We start from the raw sequence: 24,835 nt of genomic DNA on the forward strand, positions 1-24,835 counted from the left end.
CCACCTGGTCGCTTGCCATTTCTTACGGAAGAACAACAACAGGAGATCAGACAACTGATATTAACTACCACCCCTGTGGATGTCGGCTGGGGCATTTCTTCGTCATGGAACACACGTATATTGCAATCTTACATCCAACAAACCTATGGCGTTTCGATGTCACGAGAAGGCATTCGCAAGTTATTGCATCGTCTTCGTTTGTCATGGACACGCCCGACCTATAAGCTCGTCAAAGGCGATCCAGTGCTTCAAGCAGCCTTTGAAAAAGAACTCGAGTTTATAAAAAAAAACTAATCACGAAAGAAATCGTTCTTCTTCATGTCGATGAGACGCATGTTCGTGCCTATCAGGCGCTTCGTACGACATGGGCAGAAGTAGGGAGTCAAAAACAAGTGCCAAGCTACGGTCACCACGCCCATGTTTCCATTTTTGGTGCAGTCGACGTGCAACAAGGCGATGTCTTGTTTCATCGCGCATCATCCGCCAATGCTGAAACGTTCCTTGACTTTTTGCGCCTGTTGAAAGAAAAATATTCCGATCGATTTATCGTGCTTGTGTTGGACAATGCGCGTATTCATCATGCCAACATGGTGCAAGCTTTTCTGGATGGAGAGGAAGGCAACGCCTTTCACTTTATTTTTCTGCCACCGTATTCCCCACATTTGAATCCGATTGAACGGTTATGGACGTGGCTGAAAGATGAAGTCATCGCCAACGTCCTGCATAAAGATCAAAAGGACATCGCCCAGTCGATTACTCGTTTTGAACAATACGTCTTACAGCATCCAGATGAGTTATTACGCCGCATCGGGTGTGCTGCGTGAACCAGAGGTTAAAATGTCAATTTGGATGTATATATAAAATCGATTAAGCCTTACAGACAGCATTACTCCCCCAAAAAAACTCATACGTCGCGATTATCTTCCGAAGCGACCATTCGTCTTTGAATCGGAAACAGTTCTCTTTCTGTACATGTGTAGTAACATTCCCAATGTATAACTTTATTAATAATATCAAGAACAACTTTGTCTTGTCGTTTGAACGTTTCTCTACAAATTGGACAGCGTAAGTTCCCAAGAATTGAAACCATGGACATCCATCCCCTTTGCTTTTTTATTTCGAGATTTCTTGCTTCTCTCCACCTCTCCTCTCAAAATGCACATGCAACCGATACTCGCAAATCTCTTGTGTCCATTGGTACAATATTTGTTCGTCCGCTGGTGCAATGGAGAAGTTGAGCGAGAAGACATTATTTTCAAACGAAACAAGCCTGTTGGAACTGCCGCTCCATTTTGTCATCGGCATTTTGGCAATGAGTTTGGCGACTTTTTGTTCGTCGTATTGCCATAGGCGTTTCGTTTCCCCGTCGGAGAAGTCGATGCGTTTTCGGTATTCTTTCTCCATAAAGTATTGATAAAAAAATGGTGCGGCTTCGTTCGGCGTCATTGGCAAATGCCAGCGTGACGGTCCGCGGTTGAGCATCGCCTGCAAGACGACCATTTTGTAGCTTTTTGTCATCGTTGTTCGCTCGACTTCCGTAAGCCAAGCTTCATATTTCAAAAACGCTTCTTTTTCGCGCTCGGACAATTCGTTTGCCCAATATAGAAATCCGACGTACGATTTAAACTCATCGCGATATTCTTTAGCGATGCTGCGGCCGTACAAGTGAAGTTCAAGATACGTCGGGCGGCGGCCGAGTTGTTGTTTTACGTCATAGTAGTCGACTAACAATTTCTCTTTGCGCGGTTGACGTTTCCGACGCATTTCCTCCAGTAAGTGAATGACACGAACATCAAAATCAATGGCACATCCGTCTGGGACGACAGGAATAACAGACTTTTGTTTTCTTTTTTCTTCTTTTTCGGTATCAAATAGTGCTATTTTGATATCAGCATTGCGGTAATTTCCGATTAAGTCAATAATGACACAATATTGTTTTGTCGGATAAAGACGCAATCCTCGGCCAACTTGTTGTGTGAAGATTGTCAATGATTCTGTCGGGCGAACGAATAATAGCGTATCGACTGCTGGAATATCGACACCTTCATTGAATAAATCAACGGTGAAAATGGCATCGATTTTCCCTCTTTCAAGCTGTTCGATCGCTTGTTTGCGAGTAATATGTACTTGCTTTGAATGCAAACTCACCGTTCGATAACCTCTTTTATTAAAATAATCCGCTAAAAAATCGGCTTGGCGAATGGAGGAGCAAAACACGAGCGTTTTCGTCTGTTTGTACTTCTCCCAAGCTTGCAAAATACGTTCTGCCATTTCTTCACGAAGTTGTGCTTGCAGTAGTTGTTCTTCATCGTAGCGATTGCCGCGCCAAGCGATTTTCGTATAATCTGTATCGTCATATACGCCATAGTAGCGAAATGGTGCAAGCCAGCCGCGTTGTACCGCTTCGATAAAATCAATACGATACGCCACATTCCCGTCGCAAAGCGCGTATACGTCTTTATAGTCATTGCGGTCAGGCGTTGCGGTAATGCCAAGTAAAAATTTCGGCTGGAAATAAGCAAGCACACGCTCGTATGACTTCGCGGCGGCATGATGAAATTCATCGACAACAATTAAATCGAACGCATCTTGCGCAAATATTTCAAGATGCCTTTTCATACTTAACGTAAAAATCGACGCAAACACAACATCGGCTTGTCCTTCTTTCATTTTGCCGTCATAAATCCCCAACGTCTTATCCGAGAGAATTTGTGCAAATGAGCGCTTCGCTTGATGTAAAATTTCTTCCCGATGTGCGATAAATAACACTCTTTGAAACTTTTGAGCGAAAAAAGCAGCTAAGTACGTTTTCCCTAGCCCTGTCGCCATGACAACCATCGCCCGATCGTATCCTTCTTCGTATGTAGCTTCTAGCTGAGCGAGTGCTTCCACTTGCGCAAAGCGCGGCTGAATCACCCTATATGGTGCTTTTTCATCATGAATAATTTCTGGCTCTTTTTCCGTTTCAGTTGGAAGCATGAATTCCACTTCTTCTAACTTCGTCCATTGTCGCACGAGATTTGCATGACGCTGGTGATAATCCGCATATTGTTCTTCATATTGTTTTAATATTTCGGCATTAACTTGTACCGTTTGCTCAGCATAAAAAAGAGTTAAAAACTCATTCATCACTTCTGCAAACACACTTTCTTCCAAACATTTATGGACACCAATATTCCATTCTACACCGCTCGTTAGCGCAGAACGCGATAAATTGGACGAGCCAATAATAAAATAGCCGTCATTTTGGTGTTCAAATAAATACGCTTTTGGATGAAAAGAAACCCCTTCGCTTTTCCATAACCGAATTTCGATATTCGGATGGATCGCTATGAGTTCACGTAAAGCTTCTGGCTGTGTAACATATAAATAATCCCCAGCGCAAATTTTTATGTCCGCCCCTCGTTCAGCTGCTTTTTTTAACGGCTCTTTTATTATATCGACCCCTGACTTCATCACAAACGACGTTAATATATAAATCGTGGAGGATGTTTCGATATGTTCTTTTAATTTTTCGATCAGATGGCTTTTTACAAACTCAACTTTACTCATCATGTACCTCTATTAAGAAAATTTTCTCTTTAAATCCGCCTCTTTTTTCTGCTTTGGAGGCACGCACAGCTTCGATTTGTTCTATCGTCGCACTGTGGCATTCAGCAAGTGCATGTATAATTTCTAGCAAATCCGCCAACTCCTCTATCGCTGCTGCATCGTCCTCTGCCCGCACGTATTCCTCTAGCTCCTCAAACGCCTTTTTGCGTAACTCTTGACGATATTCTTCATCGCTTAACGTACGCGTTGTGAACGTCTTCCCTGCTTTTTCAATGACTTGCGGAATTTTGTCGCGGACAAGTTTGTTGTAAACAGGCATCGTATCCTCTCCTTTTATAGTAATAATTTAGGAATTTTTTGAACAAATCTTCAATTCGATATGCCCCTTCACAATTGCATATTATTGAGTTACTTTCCTGCAAAGGATGTACGTTTCTCCCCTGCGAACTACGAACATCGTGGTGGACTTTTCGCGATGTTCTTGGATAATAACTGATTTCTCTTAAAAAAACATTTAATTACATATAACAAGACTAGACTTCTTTAATATTTCTTTATTTAGATCATCCAAGCGAAAGAAATTTCAAGTTTGATGATTGGCATATTACCGCATGTCTTTTCTATTTGTTTCTTGTTATTTTACAATATTTCCTACCTTTTTGGAACAACAACTCTAGACTTTATTCCATCTACGGCTTCAATCATGCGCGACGATGAAAAAGCCGAAGAGGATGTCCGCACCTAGTAAAAGTTTGTAAACAGGAATTTCTATTTGCTTTCCATTTAACGTTTTTAGAATTTGTTCGACTTGATAAATGGCGTCTGGAATACAGGATGGCTTTTCATCATTCCAGGAAAAGAGCGGCATCAACAGCATCGGTTCCGTGACCACTAACTTCCCCACTTCATTAATAAGCGAATTGCCATATTCCTCAAATAGCTGAATGCTTGCCGCAAGCGAACAGCATTGAACATCCCTGCACAGAGACTTCCCATCAAAAAATATGCAAAATCGTTGACAAAATGACATTCGCTGAATAAGATAAGATTAAAATTTGGTTTAAGGAAAAATTATAACCTTTGCGCAAATTATTGTTAAGGGGGAAACTGTTATGGCTAGGGCAAAACTTGCTCGGCTATCTGATGCAAAACCTGGGGAACGTTTTCGCATTACAAAGCTTGAAATAGAAGGAACGATGAAACGAAGATTGCTTGATCTAGGATTCGTGCCTGGCAGTGAAATCACCGTTTTACAAAAGAGCCCGCTAGGCGACCCGACCGCCTATCGCGTCAGCTATACGACAATCGCTTTAAGAAAAGAAGAAAGCGACCATATTTACGGGGAGAGGATTGGGAATGAATAAGAAAAAATATACAGTTGCACTCGCTGGAAATCCAAATACGGGAAAAAGTACATTGTTTAACGTATTAACCGGCTTACGGCAACATACGGGAAACTGGCCAGGAAAAACGGTCATTCACGCAGAAGGTTTTTTCACTTATAAAAATGAGGAATATCAAATCATCGACCTTCCGGGAACATATTCGCTCTACTCCAATTCAGCGGACGAAGAAGTGGCTCGTGATTTCATTATTTTCGGCAAACCGGACGTCACCCTCGTCGTATTAGATGCAACGGCGCTCGAGCGAAATTTAAATTTAGCGCTGCAAGTACTAGAAATGACCGACCGTGTCATCGTTTGCCTAAACTTAATGGACGAAGCAAGAAAGAAAGGGATGATCATTGATACTGCTAATCTTTCCAAAAAACTAGGCGTGCCTGTCGTACCGCTTGCGGCGCGCAACAAAGAAGGAATTGAAGAGCTACTTGAAACAATCGCGCGCATGGTACATGGGGAAATAAAAACAACACCGCTCGCTGTTTCTTACAGCCGCGCCATTGAAGAAAAAATTACAAAGCTTCTTCCGCTTGTGAAGGAAGTGGTGGGAGAAGAATATCCAGCACGTTGGGTAGCACTTCGTTTATTGGACGGGGATACGTCATTGCTTCATGCACTGCAACATCATCGGCATCATTTCTTCAGGGAGGGATCAGCCCATGCGTGCCACTGCGCCAAATCCATTTGATGAGCTGATGGAAAACGCTAATCGTTTAGCAGATGGCGATACGAGGGAACAAATCGTCGCGTCTATTTTCCAAACATCGCGTCACATTTGCCAAGAAACGGTGACCTATACAAAACAAGAAAAGCAATATGAAACTGAGAAACTCGATCGGATTTTTACGTCGAAAATATGGGGATTCCCGATTATGCTCGCGATACTTGCCGTCGTCATTTATGTGACAATTGCCGGCGCCAATATCCCTTCTTCTATGCTCGCGGAATTTTTCGGCTGGCTTGAAGGATATATTACGCTCTTATTTCAACAGTTGCACGCGCCAAGTTGGCTGCACGGCATTCTCGTTTTAGGACTCTACCGCGGAACGACATGGGTTGTGAGCGTCATGTTGCCTCCAATGGCGATCTTCTTCCCGATTTTTGCGTTGCTCGAAAACTACGGATATCTTCCGCGCGTCGCCTTTAATATGGATCGGCTGTTTAAAAAATCTGGCGCTCACGGAAAGCAATCGCTAACGATGGCGATGGGGTTTGGCTGCAACGCTGCCGCTATCATGTCGACAAGAATTATCGAATCTCCAAGGGAACGAATGCTCGCCATTTTAACGAACAATTTCGTTCCATGTAACGGCAGATGGCCAACACTAATTTTACTTGCTTCCCTCTTTATGGCCGCAGGGTATACCGGCGGATGGAAAACACTCGTTACCGCAAGCGTCGTTGTTGCGATGGTCATATTTGGAATTGTCGTCACGCTCACAGTTTCATGGATATTATCGAAAACAGCGTTGCGCGGCGTGCCGACACACTATACCCTTGAACTGCCGCCATATCGCCGTCCAAAAATATGGGATACGATCGTTCGGTCGACATTAGATAAATCTGTTTATGTATTGAAGCGTGCTGTCACCGTTGCTGCACCAGCAGGCATGTTAACATGGGTATTGGCCAACATTCATGTAGGTGATACAACGGTGCTTGCTTATTCCGCTCAACTGCTTGATCCGTTTGCGCGCCAATTAGGGCTTGATGGCTACATTTTGTTAGCGTTTATTTTAGGGCTTCCGGCAAATGAAATTGTCGTACCAATTTTGTTGATGGGTTATCTATCAGCTGGGGCATTACTCGAAGTCGATAGCATGAACGCAATAAAACAAATTTTCGTTGAACAAGGGTGGACGTGGCTAACTGCGCTAAATATGATGTTGTTTTCTTTGCTTCATTATCCGTGCGGCACGACACTTATCAACATTTATAAAGAAACGAAAAGCAAAAAATGGACGTTGCTATCGTTTCTCATCCCGACAAGCATAGCCGTTATCGTCACATTTACAACTACCCATCTCGTCCAATGGCTTGGGCTTTTGTAAAAACATCCCGCTCCCCTTTACGGTGAGCGGGATGTTTTCTTCAACATACAACAAATCCGACACGCTAAGGCAATCCCAAATGTCTATCCTGCACGAAAATGGTCGTCAAGCTCTTTCTGTGTATACGACTAGCATTTGTTTTAATCATGATACTTTTTCGCTGACATAAGTCACAATGAACGCATAGTCAGAATGGCGGCGGTGGGAAATATCAACTTGTGAAAAAATTCAAACTAAGCTCGTCTTTGTATCTGCTTGTCTAACAGATCTCCCTTTTCCAACACTTCAAACTTTCTATTCCATTGGTAAGTTACATCTAAATCGAACCATCTATCGTAACGACGAATCGAAACGCATAAAGCAGAACAACTAACCACCTTTCATTATTTCATTCCGCCGCCTAACAGTTCACGCAATTCTTTCACATATTCCTCCGAGCCTGTGACGATCATACGGTCGCCTATACGCATTTCGGTATCTCCATGTGGAACGATCGATTCGTGTCCGCGGAAAATGCGGACGATGATGCAATCTCCTAGAAATGGAAATTGGCGAAGGAGAACGCCATGGTAATCCAGACTGTTCATTTCAATTTCATGCAATGTAATGTCGCGGTGTGTCAACATATGGACAACGTTTGGTGATTCGATGAACGCCTTTAACATCGCCCCTGCGGATAGAGCGAGAGAAATCGTTTCAACCCCAATGTGTTTTAATTGCTGGACAGCAGATGGTGACTCGGCGAAAGCGATGACACGTAAAACACCTTGTTCTTTTGCCCACGTTGCCACTTGGACATTCGTCTGTTCGTTACCTGTCAACACGACGACAATGTCAGCTGTTAGTGCCTCATGTGCTTGCAACGTTTCAAATGAATAATCATCGATATCAACAATCGGGAAAACATGCTCTGTCTGTTCGATTTTATCTTGGCGTATATGATACAACGTCGTTTCATATTCGTCTGGATGCAAGTCACGTACAGCCGCAAGTGTAAATTGATTTGTCCCGATGAATTTGACAACTTTTTTCCGTTCCTCTCTTTCCACCCGATATAACTTTTTAAACATAATTGGCGAAACGACGCTCGTGAGTACAGCTACTAAAATTAAAGCGCCCTTCATATTTTCATCAATCATCCCCATTCGCTCTGCGATCGTGGCAGCTGCGATAACAAGCGAAAGCGTAGAAACAAGTAAAAAGCCTGCGGCAATCGCTGTGTTTCGATCGTACCAAATGCGCAATATGTACACCGGCACGACTTTAGAAATGACAAGTGCGACAAATAAAAGTGGAATGAGCAATAAAATATCGAATTGTGTAAACAACGGGCGCAAGTCTAAATTAACGCCGACCATCACGAAAAAAATCGGAATAAAAAAGCCGTAACCGAATGAGTCGAGCTTATGAACAAAATCTTGATTTGGTGCCAATAAGGAAACGAGCACACCGGCAAGAAACGCACCTAAAATATTTTCCGCCCCAAGCGTTTCCGATAAAGCGACAAGAACGACAATGAGTGCAAATACGGCGCGCGTGCCAATTTGAATCGTCCCTTTTGCCATCGTCTCAACGAACGAACGATTTTGAAAATATTTACCTGCAAAATAAAATATGACACCTGCAAGAAACAGCCCGAGCAACAACCATATGTTTCCATGATCTGGATCGTATGTCGATACGAAAACAGCTAACAAAACCATCGTTACTAAGTCCGCAATGACCGCAATTAATAAAATGGTTTGTCCAATCGCCGTCTTCATTAATTGTGCATCTTTCAGCGTTGGAACAACGACTCCAAGTGAGATTGTAGAAATAATAAGAGTCATTAAAAAAGCATTATCGATGTAGCCGAGCCAAACAAATCCATAAGAAAGAGCGAGCGAAACGAGAAAAATACCGGCAAATATAACCGAAGCAACAACAAATGTACCCGGCTCCTTTTCTCCTTTTTTCTTCGCTTTGTTTGCAAAGGCTGAAAAATCAATTTCTAAACCGCTTAAAAACATTAAAAACAAAAATCCTAACGTCGATAACGTTTCTAACCACATATCTTGCTCAACAATATTCAAACCTGTCTTCCCAATGACAATTCCGATAATAATCTCTGCCACAACAACAGGGATCATTTGCAGGCGAAAGCGGTGCAACAGGAGCGGAGTAAGAAAAGCGGCAACCATGACGATAACCAACGATGAAATAGATGTATGCATATGTTTTCCACCTTCCCCTCTTTTTGTCCATTATATAAGTTTGTGATTAAAGTTACAATTTTTTTGCATAAACGGGGCAAGATAAGAAAAAAGAAAGGAAGACGCCTCATGAAACTACATGGCTTTAACAACTTAACGAAATCGCTTAGTTTTAATATGTACGACATTTGTTATACGAAAAGTGCAAGCGAGCGGGAAGCTTATATTGCGTATATTGACGAAGTGTATAATGCCGAACGGTTGACGAACATTTTAAAAAATGTGGCAAATATCATTGGAGCGCATATTTTAAATATTGCCAAACAAGATTACGTTCCTCAAGGGGCAAGCGTGACGATGCTCATATCCGAAAGTCCGATTGAAGTGCCGAAAGAAGAACCGCCTGTACCGCAAGCGGTCGTTTGTGCCCTTGATAAAAGTCATATTACTGTGCATACATATCCAGAGTATCATCCAAACGATGGAATTAGTACGTTTCGAGCTGATATTGATGTCGCAACGTGCGGGGAAATTTCGCCATTGAAGGCGCTCGATTATTTAATTCGCTCGTTTGAAACCGATATTATGATTATCGACTATCGCGTGCGCGGGTTTACGCGCGACATTTCTGGAAAGAAGCTATTTATCGATCACGACATTACATCGATTCAAAATTACATTCCTGACGATATTCGCAAGCAATATGACATGATTGACGTGAACGTGTATCAGGAACATATTTTCCATACAAAATGCAAACTGCGCGAGTTTGATTTAGATAGCTATTTGTTTGAGTTATCAAAAGATCAACTGACGAAAGAAGAAACGGACGCCATTACACATAAATTGCGCATCGAAATGGATGAAATTTTTTACGGAAAAAATATGACACCACCTAAGTGATGTCAATCCAAATGCAATGGTATGTCGCACGAATAAGCCCCTGTTCTGAAAAACGTTGTTCATATTCATGCATCATTGTTTTAAATATAGACGGCCTTTGGCAATATCGCCCTGTTGTGCTATTAGTTGCACCGATATGGCGAAGGGATAAGAAAAAGTCGCGTACCGACGGAAAATACTCTACTTCCATGCGCTCATCCCCCCGAGCATAAGCGTGCATGTGAAGCCACTCATGAAACGTCGGAAACGATGGGCCGATACGAAGCGGCTCATGAATATGTTGTTTCGCTAACGCATAAGCAAATGATGTGTGCAGCTCGTAAAACGTTCGGTCGCCAAATGTTGAAAAAAGAAGCTGTCCCCCTTCGTTTCGTCGCTCGGCAAGTTTGGCGATCGTTTGTTTTGGATTTGTGAACCATTGAAACGTGGCATTCGAAATAATTAAATCGTACGTTTCATGCCATGTTACTTCTTCTACATCTGCGCAAAGCCAAGTCACCGGTGCATCCCCTAGTCGTTCTTTTGCGACTTCAATCATGCCTGGGGCGATATCGACGGCGGTGATCTGTGCATACGGATAAACGTCATACAGCAATTTTGTTAAATACCCTGTGCCACAGCCAATTTCTAAAATCGTTTTTGGCGGGCGAGAAATGCGTGCCATTAATTCATGCGCCATCTTTTTTTGGACGTTTGCGAACTGATCGTACGTATTGGCTCGTTCGCTAAATCGTTTTTGCATCAATTGTTTATCAATCATTTCTTCCACCGCCTAACCATGTTTGAATGTAATGGGCGCATGCGTATGGTTGCGTGACGTGCGGCGCGTGCCCGACGTTTGGCATAAGCATAAACGTACAATCGTTTGTTCGTTCATATATATATTGAGCGGCTTGCGGCGGGCAAATGCGATCGCGTTCTCCGTGAATAAGTAACAGCGGCACACGAATGCATGATAGCTGATCACGTACATCTGCCGTCAGTAAGTAGTCTAGTCCAAGCAACAAGTCCGGAATGTGATGATGCATATACGGGAATGGCTCCGCCTCTTCCTCGCCCCATAACATATCAATAAATGATTGTATCGTTTTTTTCGGTTGGCGTAGCAATTGTCCTTTCATTCGTTCTACAACGCGCGCATGCCAACCGGCATTGTAATGTTCCGTTATGGTGAATCGACTCGTCCCTCCGATACATACGAGCGCTTGAACATGTTCGTGCGTAGCGAGCTGCAAAGCAACGAGCGATCCAAGCGACCAACCGATCACAAGAGATGGAACGGTTAAGGCTTCTTCTGCTTTCGTTAAAAAATGATAAATATCGCGCATGCTATCCCATTCAACGATCGTGACATCCTTTAGCTGAAGCGCTTCGATAAGCGGAGAAAACACATCGCCTCTCATCCCCCAGCCTGGCAACAGCAATGCGTTCATGGGATCAACCCCATTTCTTTTCCGACCGCACAAATATGATCAAGCGCCCAATCGACTTGCTCTTTTGTCATCGTAGCCATGAGCGAAAAACGAATGCGAGCCGTTCCTTCTGGGACCGTTGGTGGACGAATGGCAACGGCGACAATGCCACGCTCGCGCAAGCGCGCACTAAATGCAAGCGCCCTCTCGTTCTCACCAACAATGATCGGTACAATGTGCGTCGTGCTTTCCCCTGTGTGAAATCCCGCTTGTTGAAGACGCGTGCGAAAATGGGCGCTTAACGCCTGTAAATGGCAACGGCGTGTCGACTCTTTTTGTACAACGTCAATCGCGGCATAAATGGCGCCGAGTACGCTTGGAGGTAGCGCTGTTGTAAAAATAAACGGCCTCATCGTGTTAATCAAATAATCGATGAACACTCGCTTTCCAGCTACATACGCCCCATATGCACCGAGCGCTTTGCTGAATGTTCCCATATGCACGTCTACATGTTGTGCCACTTGACATTCATGAGCCATTCCTTCCCCGTTTTTCCCATATACACCGCTTGCGTGTGCTTCATCGACGACGAGTATCGCTCCGTATGTTTCTTTTAACGAAACGAGTTCGCGCAATGGGGCGACGTCACCGTCCATGCTGAAAATCGTGTCGGTAACGATCAGTTTTCGTTTATGTTTGTCTGTCTTTTTTAATAGCATCTCTAAATGATCGAGATCGGCATGACGATATCGTTTTACTTCTGCTCGGCTTAATATCGCTCCATCCACAATGCTTGCGTGATTCCATTTGTCGCTAAAAATGACCGCGTCCCGTCCTGCTAGGGAAGAAAGGATGCCGACGTTTGCTGTGTATCCGCTATTTACGATGAGCGCAGCTTCATAGCCTTTCCAATGAATGAGCGCAGCTTCTGCTTGTTCGTATAGCGGATGGTTGCCGACAACAAGGCGTGACGCTGTTGCCCCAACGCCGTATTTCCTCGTTGCTTCCATGCTCGCTTGAATTAATCGTTCGTCATGCGCTAATCCTAAATAGTTGTTTGATGAAAAATTAAATAAATGTTGTCCGTCTATACGTATAAAGCATCCGTCGCTTTCTACGTTGACTAACGTTCGTTTTTGCGCTTTTTTCTCAAGTTGTCCAATATGTGCTTGCAACTCCTCCCACAATGCACCTCCCCCCTTTTTGTAAACCTTATAAATAAAAAAGTTTACACTTATCGTATCATACGTTTATTTCTTTTTCCATAATAAATAAACGAAATAAGGCGCACCGATAAGCGATACGAGCACACCCGCGGGGAGACCGTCTGGCTCGATTAAGTTCCGTCCAACTGTATCAGCAACCAGCAACAACACCCCTCCCATGAGCATCGCAACGGGTAAACTTAATTCGTTGCGCGGCCCAACAAGCGCACGAGCAATGTGTGGAGCCATTAAACCGACAAACGCAATGCCCCCTGTCACAGAAACGGCTGATGCTGCAAGTGCCACTGCGGTAAGCAATAAAACAAGCCGTTCACGATCGAGCGACACACCGATGCCGATCGCTACCGAATCGCTTAACTGCAATGCATTGAGGCGATGAGCTTTATATAAAACGAACGGAACGAGAATGATAAGCCACGGCAACAATGCGAGAACAAACGCCCAATCGAGCCCCCAAATGCCGCCAGCTAACCATTTTGCAATAAAATCAACCTTCGTCCGATCAGCTCCTGAAATGAGGACGATCATCAAACCTGAAAACGCAGTGGCAAAACCGATTCCAATTAACACGAGGCGAATCGGTTGAAGCCCTGTTTGCTTATTGTATGACAACATATAAATGAGGACGGCTGTGAGTAGCGCACTGAAAAAAGCGACGAGCGGAATAATGTAGGCAAATGATTCCGCTTGAATCGGAATAAATAAAAAGAACAAGGCGACTCCCACACCTGCTCCGGCGTTTATGCCGATGACGCCTGGATCGGCTAAGTCGTTGCGCATCACAACTTGTAAAATGGCACCAGACAACGCTAAAGCCATTCCCGCCAGCAACGTCATTACGATGCGCGGCAAACGGATCGAGAAAAGGACGAATTGTTCTTTAAACGTCCCTTCACCTAAAAACACGGGGATCAATCGGTTAAAAGATAAAGAAGAATGGCCTGTCCCCATGCTAATGATGGCTGTGATGCAAATAAGCATAAATAACACGAACAAAATGATGCGCTGTTTTTTTCGTAGAGGTGCGATCACAACATTTTCCCTCCCTTACGAACGATGAAAAGAAAAAATGGAAGCCCCATGACCGCCACAATTGCTACAACAGGCGTTTCATACGGTGCGTGAATCGTTCGTGCAATCGTATCGGCAAACAACAAAAATGTCGCCCCACCGATTGCGCTCATCGGTAAAATGAAACGATAATCCGTTCCGACGAATAAACGAACAAAGTGTGGAATCATTAAACCGACAAACGCTAAATTTCCGACAAGAGCTACAGATGCACCTGCTAAAATGATGACGATGAAAAAAAGAATCGTTTTTACGCGCATCAGTTGTTGACCGAGCCCGACCGCTACTTCTTCACTCATACTTAAAATCGTTAATTGGCGGCTTTGCCAAAAAGCAATAACCATTGCCAAACAAATAAATGGTGTAACGATTTTTAACTCATTCCACGTTGTACCCATCATACCGCCAGCCGTCCACATCGATACATCTTTTGATACTTTATATATAAGTCCAATTCCTTCTGCGACAGCGTATAAAAAAGTAGAAATGGCCGCACCCGCTAAGACGATGCGAAACGGTGAAAATTGTTTAGCGCCAATGCGAAAAACAAGCAAACCTCCGAACGCTGCCCCACCAAAACAAGCGAATACGGTTTGTATATAGTTTGCGGAAGGGAAAAAGGCAAACATCATCGCTAAAGCAGCGTTCGCCCCTGCCGTTAGCCCAATGAGCCCAGGGTCAGCGAGAGGGTTTCGGGTCATCCCTTGCATCACAGCTCCAGCTACGGCTAGAGCGGCACCAACAACGGCGGCGGCCGTTTCACGCGGAAGGCGAACTTCGTAAATCATGGTTGCTATTTTGTTTGTCTCAGGCGCTGTCATCGCTAGCCAGACGTCTTTGACTGTAGTATCCGCCGCTCCGATAACAATGGAGCAAACGAATGTCACAACCAATACAACACATGCGAACAAAAATTTTTTCAGCATACGCATCCTCTCTTTTCTATTCACATAATTAAAGAGGAATTCGCGACGAACTCCTCTTTAATTACATTACTCACCTAAAAAATGTTTTTTGAAAAACTCAAGCTGATATTCTAATGTAATTGGATCGTTAAAGTAAAATTCTTTTGCATTCGCTTCAAAAACGCGGTTGTTTTTCACTGCTGGAATGTTTTTGTACGTTTCTGTTTCTGTAAATGAAAGATCGCCGTCTGCGTTTTTGCTGAAAATGACATAGTCTCCAGCAAATTGTGGAAGCACTTCAAGTGAAATGGCGTAATATCCGTCTTTCAACGCATGTTCTTCCACTGCTTTTGGCATGTTTAATTTCATTTCTTGATATAAAATTTCTGTGCCACGGCCCCAGTTGTTTCCGAATACGTACAATTGCTTATCAAAGTTTTCAATGACAGAAACGGTTGCATGTTCACCGATTTTTGCGCGAATCTCTTCACCAGCTTGTTGTGCACGTTTTTTAAAGTCTTCGATCCATTTTTTCGCTTCTTCTTCTTTATTTAACAATTTACCAATTTCTAAATGTTGCGTTAAGTAATCTACTTTTCCATACGTGTACGTCACTGTTGGCGCAATTTCTTTTAGCTTATCTAAGTTTTTATTTGTTGATGCGGCAATAATTAAATCTGGTTCGAGCTCAATAATTTGTTCTAAGCTTTCATCTGTCACTTCTTTTGCATCCTTTAAATATGGTTCATAACGCGGATTCATTTTCGCCCAAGAATCTACCCCAACAATCGGTACATCGAGTGCCATCACGCTGCCAGCTAAAAACGAAGATAAAACAACAACGCGCTTCGGATTCGTAGGCACTTCAATTGGTCCCGTTTCAGATTGATACGTCATCGTTTTTGGTTCGTTCGTTTCTTTTGTTGCTTCCTCTTGTTCTTTTTCTGCTGCTTGATTACCGCACGCACTCAAGATGAGCACGAACAAAAGTAGAATGGACATCATTCGCTTTTTCAACATGTTCTGCATCTCCTTTAACTAAATGATATGTGATACACATCGGCTTGTTCGTTCGAGGGTCGCGGCCGATTTCCGCGTCAATATGAAACACTTGTCTTAACACGTCTGCCGTCATGACTTCCTCGCACGTTCCCGCTTGAACAATTTTGCCGTCCTTCATCGCAATCATATAATCGGCAAAACGCGCTGCTTGATTTAAATCATGCAGCACCATGACAATCGTGCGCTGCTGTTCGCGGTTTAAACGTTGTAACAGTTCGAGCACTTCTAATTGGTGCGCCATATCTAAATATGTTGTCGGTTCGTCTAAAAAAATAATGTCAGTTTCTTGTGCAAGTGCCATGGCAATCCATACCCGCTGTCTTTGACCACCTGATAACGAATCAACAGGACGATGTTTAAATTTTATTGTTCCGGTCATTTCAAGCGCCCAATCAATAACTTCAACATCTCGTTTCGTTAGCCGGCCAAATCCTCTTTGATATGGAAATCTTCCGTAAGAAACAAGCTCTCCAACCGTTAAACCACCCGGACTTTCTGGCGTCTGCGGTAAAATGGCCATCTTTTGCGCTAACCTTTTCGTATGCTCTTGCGAAATTTGTTTTCCGTCTAAAATGACCGCTCCCCCTTGATGACGAATAATGCGTGTCATCGCTTTTAACAATGTCGATTTTCCGCATCCGTTTGGTCCAATAATCGTCGTAATTTTTTCATCTGGAATATGTACAGTTAACCGATCGACAATCGTGCGCTCCCCATATCCGACAGAAAGATGCTCTGTATACAACCGCGCCATATATGTTTTCCCCCTCGAACACCAAGTTAAATAATTGATATTGATAATTAATATCAATACATATTGTAGTTTACATGAATTGATTATCATTGTCAATCACTTTTTTTAAAAAGCCAACTTCATTCGTTTTGAAGTCGGCTTGTGATGTATGTTTTTTCAAATACGTCTGCTGGAAGTGGTTTCCCGAGTACATATCCTTGAATTTCATCGCATTGGAGAAGCCGAAGAATATCTAGTTGTTGCAACGTTTCTACCCCTTCAGCAATAACACGCAATTTTAAGTTTTTCGCCAGCACAATAATTGCTTTAACGACGGCAACATCCTCTTTTTCCTCTGTAATGCCGTCAATAAACGGTTTTGCGATTTTTAATCGGTCGATCGGAAATTTGCGCAAATAACTGAGCGATGAGTAGCCAGTTCCAAAATCGTCAATCGAGATGTGAACACCGAGTTTTTTCAGTTGTTGTAGCTTCCGAATCGTATATTGTTCGTTAAATACAGCGACGCCTTCTGTAATTTCTAAATCGAGTTGATGAGGTGACAATTGCTTCTTTTTTAAAACAGAATGAATATGGTCGACAAAGCTTTCTTTCAAAAATTGTTTTGGGGAAATGTTGACACTTATACGAATCGGTCGTCCGATTCGTTCATTCCATCTTTTCATTTGTTGGCATGCTTCTTCAATGACCCATTCACCAATCGGAATAATTTGCCCCGTTTCTTCTGCAATGGGAATGAAAACGGCTGGTGAAATTGTACCGAGCTTTGGATGAATCCAGCGAATGAGAGCCTCCATTCCAATTAATTCTCCCGTTTGCACATCAAATTGCGGCTGATAAAATAATACGAATTGTTTTTGCTCAATGGCTTCGTGAAGCGCCGTTTCGATGATCGTTTTTTGTAAAACGATACGATCCATTTCGCCATTGAAAAATTGATATTGATTTTTTCCTTGTTCTTTGGCGCGATACATTGCGATATCTGCATGCTTCATTAACGTGTCGCCTGTTTCTCCATCAAATGGATAAACAGCAATCCCCATGCTTAGCGTAATACGTACATCTAAATGTTTTACTGTCATCGGTTGCTCGGTAATGGTCATGATTTTTTCAACAATTGTTTGTAGTTCATGTAAGTGGTGAATCGGGGTAACGATGATCGTAAATTCATCTCCTCCTTGTCGTGCGACGATATCAGTTGGACGAACCTGTTCTTTTAACCATTGTCCGATTTGTACAATGAGCGCATCACCCATTTCATGTCCAAAATAGTCGTTTATTTGTTTAAAACGGTCGACATCAATAAAAACAACAGCTACACTATATTTTTCCTTATTCGCTTGCATGATCGTCTGTTCAAGCGCTGTTACAAATGCTCTGCGATTAAAAAGCCCAGTTAAAAAATCATGATTGGCAGCATAGGTTAATTGTTCGTTCATACGCGCCAACTCTTGCGTACGCTTCATTACTTTTTGTTCTAAGTCGCTGTTTAATGTTTGTAATTGTTGAACGAGCTGACGGTTTTCTTTTAACGTCATGAATTGACGAATGAGAATACATGCGACAGTAAAAGCAAAACATGACATCACCATTCGGTCACCGAGGTAAATAAAAGGCATCCAAAGTAAAGGAAGAAAACTGATATACGGAAAGAGAACTTTTATATTGTACGGCTGTTCTTCTTTTTGAAACGATAAATCCCCATCTTTTGCATGATAACTCGAAAGGCTAATAGTTAGTAAACTGATCACCCATAGCGGGTCTAACCATAAGCTGTATACATCATTCCATTGCATCATTTGAATGAAATATATCGTATCTGTAAACACAAATAATCCGACCCCTGCGATGTTCCATAACCAAATCCGACGAACATTTGTTGCAAAAAAGAGAAACAAAAGTAAAAATAGCATAACGAGATCAAGGAGCGGATAAGCAACTAAAACAGCGACATATAGGACATTTTCTTCTAACTCAATAATCGGTTGAACGATATATATCCAGCTATATGCCATCGTCACACATGTCACGATGAGCGCATCGAATAACACTTGCCACATCGCAATTTGTTTTCGTTGTTGCATGATGATATATAGTAATGCAGCAATACACATGAATGAATGAGCAATATAAAATACGTCTGACCAATTCGGAAACGGGAGCTCGGTTTGAAACGACCACTCGTATATGCTATACACCGTTTCAGCGATCAAGTAACAAATTGCACCAATGGTCATCCATTTCCAAAATATTCGCTCATTCGTTTTTATACGAATAGACGTCCGCCATAACAAAATAACTGAAAGAAATATGCCACCTAATGAAAAGGACGAACTAACAATCGCTTTTGTTTGTCCAAACGTACTAAACAATGCCATGTAATAAACGATAGCATACATAAAAACAATGGCTCGCACCCGCACCCCTCCTTTTTTCACATCATATGCACAAGAAAAAGAAACGAATAGGACAACAAACTGTGTAGTTAAAAATTATGTTGTTTTTATTGTTTATTTAGAACAATGTTTAATAAATTAAAAAGCATTATTGTTCGTCAGTTTATAATGAAAAGAATTATAATTGGATTATAGAAATAACAAGGAGTGATTGCCTCATGCTTTTTGGTAAATATAAAAAACAGCTTCCACCATTTCACTTAGACAATAAAGAGCCCATTGTACATACAACAAATGAAGTGAAAGCGCGATTATCTTACATGGGAGTGACGGAAGGACACTTACAACTATTGCGCGAAATGAAACCGCTCGTTATGGAACATGTTAATGAAGCAATTGAAGACGTTCTCGATCATTTATATTCGTTTTCATTACTGCAATCAGTCGCACAGGCAAAAACGACGCGCGAACGTCTAAAACAAGTATTTATTCAATATGTTGACTCACTTTTTTCAGCAACAATTAATGAAGATTACATCTCTTTTCGCAAGCAACTCGGTAGCAACCACAATAAACGTGGCTTACCGATCGAATGGATGATTGCAACATATGAAGCAATTGTAACGGCACTCCTCCCGCGTCTATTGCCATATGCGCAACAAGAAGGACGAATCGATAAATGGACTCATGCAGTTGCTGCTCTCTTTCATCTTATTAACTTTGACTCACAACTCATTATGAGCGCCTATATGGACGATCGAATGAAAGAGTTAGAGCAGCTGAATAACAAACAAAGCTCTATTCAGTTACAACTACGTGATATGGGACAACAAATTGCCGCTTCCATTGAACAAACAGAGGCCGCGCTAAGCGAAACAGAAGAAAAGGCGAAAAATGTCCGCACACAAACAGAGATGACGGAAAGAAGCAGTAAAAATTTGTTTGGTCTCATGAACACAACAGAAAAACAAGTAGAGCAAACACGAGTAACATTCGGTGTAGTTGTGGAAAAAGTTAGTGATGTGCTTCATATTTTACAAAGGCTATTCGACTCGTCTGATGTCATCCGCAACACTTCTTCCCAAATCCAGACAATTTCCGATCAAACGAACTTGCTTGCGCTAAATGCTGCTATTGAGGCTGCGCGGGCAGGTGAAGCGGGAAAAGGATTCGCAGTCGTGGCGGATGAAGTACGTAAACTTGCTGAGTATACAAAACAAATGAGCACACACATTATTGAAGGAGTCGAGACGAACTACCGCCAAGTTGAAATACTCGTACAAAAAATGAATGATATGAGCATGATTGCAACAGAAGCAGCCAAACAAATGGAGGAAACAAAAGGGACAATGGTTGCATCAAAAATGGAACTTGATCATCATATTCATTTATTCCATGAGAGCCAACAACAAATTGACTATATTTTACGATCCATTGAAGAAATTCATCGGGTGATGAAACACTTATCTTCCTTATCCACTGAATTAGTAGAACAGACAGAATAAAAGGAAGAGGGGGATGTGCTGTTTATTCAGAACAATGTTTAGTTAAAAAAGTTTAGACAAAACTCAAGCGGTTTTCGGCTAAGAAAACCGCTTGAGCGTTCGTGCAAGATTGCGTGCTTTCGTATATAAAAGTGTAGCCGCTGATTGCACACTTTGTTCTACCGTCATCGGTTTTGTCGCAATCCCATCACAGCTAACAAAATATTCATACAGTTTTTCAAATCCGTCTCCAAGGCTACCGGACAATAAAAACGCAGGAACATCATATTGTTTTGCTAATTGACCAACATAAAACGGCACTTTTCCATATAACGTTTGTTCGTCGCTTTGTCCTTCGCCAGTAATGACGACGTGGGCATGTTTCACTTTTTGCGGCAGCTGGACCGTTTCACCGACAAGTTTTGCTCCAGAAACCAACGTTCCACCGAGCAATAAACATGCAAACCCTAGACCGCCTGCCGCTCCTGCTCCGCGTTCAAGAGCATATGAGCGCCCGATTTGCTGCTCAATTTTTTGCGCATACGTATATAGCCATTTATCTAATGTGCGGACCGTTTCGCGATCCGCCCCCTTCTGTGGTCCGAATACGTACGATGCTCCTTGCTCTCCATAAAGTGGATTATCGACATCGCAAGCGATAAGAAATTCGCTTTCATATATGCGTCGATCAAGCGATGCCATGTCAACATAGGAAATATGCGGCAAAGAAGAAGGCATGGGAGGCAAAGGCTCCCCTTTTTCATTTGTAAACGTCGCTCCAAGCGCACATAACATACCGAAACCACCATCGTTTGTGCTACTTCCGCCAAGTCCGATCACAAACCGACGATACCCCGCATGAAGCGCTGCCACAATCACTTCACCTACACCATATGTTGTCGTATAAAGCGGATGACGCTTTTCATTCGGAACGAGCGGCAAGCCGATCACTTGCGCGACTTCAATAATCACCGTATCTCCAACGACACCGTATGCCGCTTGGCGCGTTTCAAACAGCGGACCACGAGCCGTTACATATCGAACGGAGCCGTTCATTGCCGAAACGATCGCTTCCATCGTTCCTTCTCCTCCGTCTGCCATCGGAACAGTAATAACGGTCGCTTCTGGATATTCATATTGAAACGCTTCTTTCATAATCGAGCATACGTTTTTTGCTGATAAGCTTCCTTTAAATGAATCTGGTGCAATGACGACACGCATTATCCAACAACCTTTTTCAATATATTTTTTCCATTTTCACGAACGAAAACAACCGTCATGATCGTTTCGCGTTCACATGAAAACGGCTCGTTCGTGACCATTTGTTCGTAATCGCGATAAGGTGAACGATATAAATCAAATAAAAACGTTGTCGCATCGATCGATTCGACAAATATAATTTCAGCAAACCATTCCCCATTTACAAATGAAAGTGGTGAGCCGTCTTGTCGTTCAATAGAAATAAGTTTTTTCTCCTCACCGATTTCACAAAAAGCGACGCCGACATCGTCCCCTGCACAAAAGCCGATGATCGGCTCGTTCGTCGTAAACGTAAGCGTCTCCCCTTTCACTTGCACATCAACTGTTCGCTCATGAGCACGAATAAATATGCCTTCAATATAAAATAATTGTTGGTCACCACATTCCATAAGTCATTCCCTTTCTCGTTATATTCCTTTCTTAATCATAATACAGGCGAAAAAGTTTTCACAACATCATTCTTTTTGTTAAAATGATAGTATGTTTTACAACAAGGAGGCTTTGCTATGTTACAAAAATATGCAGAATTAGCTGTGCGCGTTGGTGTCAACATTCAACCGGGACAAACGTTGTTTATTAATGCTCCGCTTCCGTCCGCCCCACTTGTACGTGAAATTGCTAAACAAGCGTACGAAGTTGGTGCGAAACGTGTGCATGTCGAGTGGAGCGATGAAGAAATCACGTACATAACATTTAAACATGCACCGGAAGAAGCGCTTCATGAATATCCGTCTTGGCTTGCCAAAGGACGTGAAGAAGTGGCTGAAAAAGGTGGGGCGTTTTTAAGTATTTATGCACCAAATCCAGATTTATTAAAAGATATTGATCCTGCTCGGGTCGCTGCGGCAACAAAAGCGGCAAGCCTTGCGCTACAACATTACCGCAGTCGCTTAATGGCCGATCATAACTGTTGGTCATTAATTGCTGTGCCGACACCTGCATGGGCGAAAAAAGTATTTCCTCATATGAGTGAAGAAGAAGGAATTGAAGCATTATGGGAAGTCATTTTCCGCGTCACACGCGTTGATCAAGAAGATCCGATTGCGGCATGGAAAGCCCATAATGAAAAATTAGCCCGCATCGTTGATTATTTAAACAATAAGCAATATAAACAGCTCATTTATAACGGACCAGGGACAAACCTAACAGTTGAACTGCCAGATGGGCATATTTGGGCTGGAGGAGCAGCAAAAAGTACAGACGGCACCGTATTTAATCCGAATATGCCAACAGAAGAAGTGTTTACAATGCCACATAAAGATGGAACGAACGGGGTCGTTCGAAATACGAAACCGCTGAACTATGGCGGCAATATTATTGACGGCTTTACGCTTACATTTAAAGATGGAAAAGTCGTTGATTTTACTGCAGAAGTTGGCTATGACACGCTCAAACATTTGCTTGATACAGACGAAGGGGCACGCCGATTAGGAGAAATTGCGCTTGTGCCGCATCAATCTCCAATTTCACAATCGAACCTTGTGTTTTATAATACGTTATTTGATGAAAACGCTGCCTCACATTTAGCGCTCGGAAAAGCGTATCCAACAAATATCGAAGGCGGAACGAATATGCGTACAGAAGAACTGCTTGAGCGTGGGGCGAACGATAGCTTAGTGCATGAAGATTTTATGATCGGTTCTCATGAATTAAATGTTGATGGAGTAACAAAAGACGGCGTTCGTGAGCCGATTATGCGAAACGGTGAATGGGCGATTTCTATTTAACAATGTTGCGGCGTTTGTCCGCAACATTTTTTTTCGTCCGCATATATTGTGAAAGAAAGGAGGAACGGACGATGTTTAAGCAATTTATCGCAAATAGCGGCATACTTATCGCCGGATTTTATTTAATTAGTAAATTTTTCCCTTCTAACATTCATCAACAATCCCCTTTTCATATGCGCCTACTCGCTGGGGCTTTTTGCGGCTTATTAAGCATTGTGCTTATGTTTTTTTCCATTCCGCTTGGACATGGAATCATCGCAGATTTGCGCCACGTGCCACTCGTTGTTGTAAGCTATTACGGTGGTATGCCGAGCGCACTGGCGGCAGGCATCATCATGGGGACAGGACGTTTTTTGTTCGGCAATACGTTTGCATCGGTCGTTTCTTTTTTTATTTCTCTTGCGATTGCGATCGGTTGCGGATGGATCAGTCAGCGGATGAAACGACATATAACGATCACAACGTTTGGGATGAACGTCTACAGCATGTGCCTCATTTCACTTGCTTTGTTTATTAACATCCCAGATAAACACATATATACGCAAACACTCGCTATTTTTTGGCCTATTTCGATTGTTGCTACATATGTTGCTGCGAATATTTGCAAAGATATTCGCCAATCAAAAGACATGTTGCAACATTATAAACAATGGGCAACGACTGATTTTTTGACCGGGCTTTATAATGTTCGTCAGTTTCATACGTTATTCAGTCAACATTTCGAGAAAGCGAAACAGCAAAACGGCTGTTTATCGCTTATTTTATTTGATATTGATCGTTTTAAATTGATTAACGACACATATGGTCATGATGGCGGTGATGTTATTTTACGTGAGCTTGGAGAACTCATCCGCTCACTCGTTTCGAAAAACGGTACTGCTTTTCGCAATGGCGGTGAAGAATTTTCGATACTGCTTTCAAGCTGTGAACATGAAGCTGTGACATTTGCGGAACATATTCGTACAACGATTGAACGTCATCCGTTTTTCGTACAACAACAGACGGTGCATATTACGATTTCCATCGGCATTTCTGTTTTCCCGACGCTTGCAACAAATGGGGGAGAACTATTTAAGCAAGCCGACAGCGCTTTATATGAAGCGAAGCGACAAGGACGAAATCGCACCGTTGTATATAGAAAGTGTGAGTAAAATATTTGTGGGTGACATTCAGGAATGATTCCCCGACGAGGGTTGCGAACTTTTGTTCGCGACGCTCGTCGGGGCCACCAAGCGAAGCGCGGTAGAAAAAAGCAAATGTCATGCAAAAAGGACTCTCTCCCTGCTATGATGGTGATGACCAACATCAATAAAACAGGAGGGAGAGAGTCCATGAAACATTTTACCACAGAATGGCCTTTATTAAAAGAGCTGGAGGAACAATGAGTCAGTCAAGACTTTGTGGAGAACATTTTTTCGGTTCACTACGGGTGTTGTCAAT

At 42.6% G+C, this 24,835-nt stretch carries 23 protein-coding genes; 9 read left to right on the forward strand and 14 right to left on the reverse strand.

The window, feature by feature from the left end:
* Positions 1-294, forward strand: a 294-nt coding sequence (locus LH47_RS10375; RefSeq protein WP_043967209.1) for a winged helix-turn-helix domain-containing protein, incomplete at its 5' end; no start/stop codon positions are given.
* Positions 295-305: 11 nt separating this feature from the next.
* Positions 306-824 (forward strand): IS630 family transposase, encoded by a 519-nt coding sequence (locus LH47_RS10380; protein WP_043967211.1) that lies wholly within the window; start codon positions 306-308, stop codon positions 822-824.
* Between the two features lie 289 nt (positions 825-1,113).
* On the opposite strand, the gene LH47_RS10390 is transcribed toward LH47_RS10380, so the two are convergent.
* From LH47_RS10390 to LH47_RS10400, 3 genes are all read right to left on the reverse strand, one after another.
* On the reverse strand, positions 1,114-3,552 hold the full coding sequence (locus tag LH47_RS10390; RefSeq protein ID WP_043967213.1) for a DEAD/DEAH box helicase family protein: 2,439 nt from the start codon (positions 3,550-3,552) through the stop codon (positions 1,114-1,116).
* A complete protein-coding gene (locus tag LH47_RS10395; RefSeq protein WP_043967214.1) occupies positions 3,545-3,871 on the reverse strand; it encodes a nucleoside triphosphate pyrophosphohydrolase in 327 nt (108 codons plus the stop codon). The genes LH47_RS10390 and LH47_RS10395 overlap by 8 nt, the downstream gene beginning before the upstream one ends.
* A gap of 378 nt (positions 3,872-4,249) precedes the next feature.
* Positions 4,250-4,444 (reverse strand): hypothetical protein, encoded by a 195-nt coding sequence (locus LH47_RS10400; protein WP_043967217.1) that lies wholly within the window; start codon positions 4,442-4,444, stop codon positions 4,250-4,252.
* A gap of 220 nt (positions 4,445-4,664) precedes the next feature.
* Here LH47_RS10400 and LH47_RS10405 point away from each other — a divergent pair, with 220 nt between their 5' ends.
* The 3 genes from LH47_RS10405 to LH47_RS10415 are packed head-to-tail and all read left to right on the forward strand — an operon-like array spanning position 4,665 to position 7,003.
* The gene (locus LH47_RS10405) at positions 4,665-4,916 is read left to right on the forward strand and encodes a FeoA family protein (RefSeq protein WP_043967219.1); all 252 of its coding nucleotides are present in this window, start codon (positions 4,665-4,667) and stop codon (positions 4,914-4,916) included.
* Entirely contained in the window at positions 4,909-5,640 is a 732-nt protein-coding gene (locus LH47_RS10410) for a FeoB small GTPase domain-containing protein (RefSeq protein ID WP_043967221.1), read from the forward strand. Before LH47_RS10405 ends, LH47_RS10410 begins: the two co-directional genes overlap by 8 nt.
* Positions 5,641-5,647: 7 nt before the next feature.
* Positions 5,648-7,003: a nucleoside recognition domain-containing protein gene (locus LH47_RS10415; protein ID WP_407637159.1), complete on the forward strand. Its 1,356-nt coding sequence runs from the start codon at positions 5,648-5,650 to the stop codon at positions 7,001-7,003.
* Between the two features lie 383 nt (positions 7,004-7,386).
* On the opposite strand, the gene LH47_RS10420 is transcribed toward LH47_RS10415, so the two are convergent.
* Positions 7,387-9,216 (reverse strand): monovalent cation:proton antiporter family protein, encoded by a 1,830-nt coding sequence (locus LH47_RS10420; protein ID WP_043967226.1) that lies wholly within the window; start codon positions 9,214-9,216, stop codon positions 7,387-7,389.
* A 108-nt stretch (positions 9,217-9,324) separates the two neighbouring features.
* Between LH47_RS10420 and speD the strand changes: the two genes are divergently transcribed.
* Entirely contained in the window at positions 9,325-10,098 is a 774-nt protein-coding gene (speD, locus tag LH47_RS10425; protein ID WP_043967228.1) for an adenosylmethionine decarboxylase, read from the forward strand.
* On the opposite strand, the gene bioC is transcribed toward speD, so the two are convergent.
* The 8 genes from bioC to LH47_RS10465 all read right to left on the reverse strand — a co-directional run bounded on the left by bioC (position 10,091) and on the right by LH47_RS10465 (position 18,945).
* Positions 10,091-10,858: a malonyl-ACP O-methyltransferase BioC gene (bioC, locus tag LH47_RS10430; RefSeq protein WP_043967230.1), complete on the reverse strand. Its 768-nt coding sequence runs from the start codon at positions 10,856-10,858 to the stop codon at positions 10,091-10,093. The two genes, speD and bioC, sit on opposite strands and share 8 nt — an antisense overlap.
* A complete protein-coding gene (locus LH47_RS10435) occupies positions 10,851-11,531 on the reverse strand; it encodes an alpha/beta fold hydrolase (RefSeq protein WP_043967232.1) in 681 nt (226 codons plus the stop codon). Before LH47_RS10435 ends, bioC begins: the two co-directional genes overlap by 8 nt.
* Positions 11,528-12,697 carry an 8-amino-7-oxononanoate synthase gene (gene bioF, locus LH47_RS10440; RefSeq protein WP_043967234.1) on the reverse strand — a complete coding sequence of 390 codons (1,170 nt, stop codon included), beginning with the start codon at positions 12,695-12,697 and terminating at the stop codon, positions 11,528-11,530. The genes LH47_RS10435 and bioF overlap by 4 nt, the downstream gene beginning before the upstream one ends.
* A gap of 63 nt (positions 12,698-12,760) precedes the next feature.
* The gene (locus tag LH47_RS10445) at positions 12,761-13,768 is read right to left on the reverse strand and encodes a FecCD family ABC transporter permease (protein WP_043967236.1); all 1,008 of its coding nucleotides are present in this window, start codon (positions 13,766-13,768) and stop codon (positions 12,761-12,763) included.
* Entirely contained in the window at positions 13,765-14,739 is a 975-nt protein-coding gene (locus LH47_RS10450) for a FecCD family ABC transporter permease (RefSeq protein ID WP_043967238.1), read from the reverse strand. The genes LH47_RS10445 and LH47_RS10450 overlap by 4 nt, the downstream gene beginning before the upstream one ends.
* A gap of 60 nt (positions 14,740-14,799) precedes the next feature.
* On the reverse strand, positions 14,800-15,732 hold the full coding sequence (locus tag LH47_RS10455; RefSeq protein WP_407637158.1) for an iron-hydroxamate ABC transporter substrate-binding protein: 933 nt from the start codon (positions 15,730-15,732) through the stop codon (positions 14,800-14,802).
* Positions 15,668-16,528, reverse strand: coding sequence for an ABC transporter ATP-binding protein (locus LH47_RS10460; RefSeq protein WP_043967239.1), 861 nt, complete (start codon positions 16,526-16,528; stop codon positions 15,668-15,670). Before LH47_RS10460 ends, LH47_RS10455 begins: the two co-directional genes overlap by 65 nt.
* 119 nt (positions 16,529-16,647) lie before the next feature.
* Complete coding sequence (locus LH47_RS10465; RefSeq protein ID WP_043967241.1) at positions 16,648-18,945, reverse strand: putative bifunctional diguanylate cyclase/phosphodiesterase; 2,298 nt, start codon at positions 18,943-18,945, stop codon at positions 16,648-16,650.
* 197 nt (positions 18,946-19,142) lie between these two features.
* Between LH47_RS10465 and LH47_RS10470 the strand changes: the two genes are divergently transcribed.
* Positions 19,143-20,429: a globin-coupled sensor protein gene (locus tag LH47_RS10470; RefSeq protein ID WP_043967243.1), complete on the forward strand. Its 1,287-nt coding sequence runs from the start codon at positions 19,143-19,145 to the stop codon at positions 20,427-20,429.
* Positions 20,430-20,507: 78 nt separating this feature from the next.
* Here LH47_RS10470 and LH47_RS10475 read toward each other — a convergent pair whose 3' ends face one another.
* On the reverse strand, positions 20,508-21,629 hold the full coding sequence (locus LH47_RS10475) for a glycerate kinase (RefSeq protein ID WP_043967245.1): 1,122 nt from the start codon (positions 21,627-21,629) through the stop codon (positions 20,508-20,510).
* On the reverse strand, positions 21,629-22,057 hold the full coding sequence (locus LH47_RS10480) for a hypothetical protein (protein ID WP_043967247.1): 429 nt from the start codon (positions 22,055-22,057) through the stop codon (positions 21,629-21,631). The genes LH47_RS10475 and LH47_RS10480 overlap by 1 nt, the downstream gene beginning before the upstream one ends.
* A gap of 117 nt (positions 22,058-22,174) precedes the next feature.
* Between LH47_RS10480 and LH47_RS10485 the strand changes: the two genes are divergently transcribed.
* A complete protein-coding gene (locus LH47_RS10485; protein ID WP_043967249.1) occupies positions 22,175-23,395 on the forward strand; it encodes an aminopeptidase in 1,221 nt (406 codons plus the stop codon).
* A gap of 71 nt (positions 23,396-23,466) precedes the next feature.
* Positions 23,467-24,546, forward strand: coding sequence for a diguanylate cyclase (locus LH47_RS10490; protein ID WP_043967251.1), 1,080 nt, complete (start codon positions 23,467-23,469; stop codon positions 24,544-24,546).
* Positions 24,547-24,835: the final 289 nt, after the last annotated feature.

It is taken from the genome of Anoxybacillus thermarum (assembly GCF_000836725.1).
Classification (GTDB): Bacteria; Bacillota; Bacilli; order Bacillales; family Anoxybacillaceae; genus Anoxybacillus; species Anoxybacillus thermarum.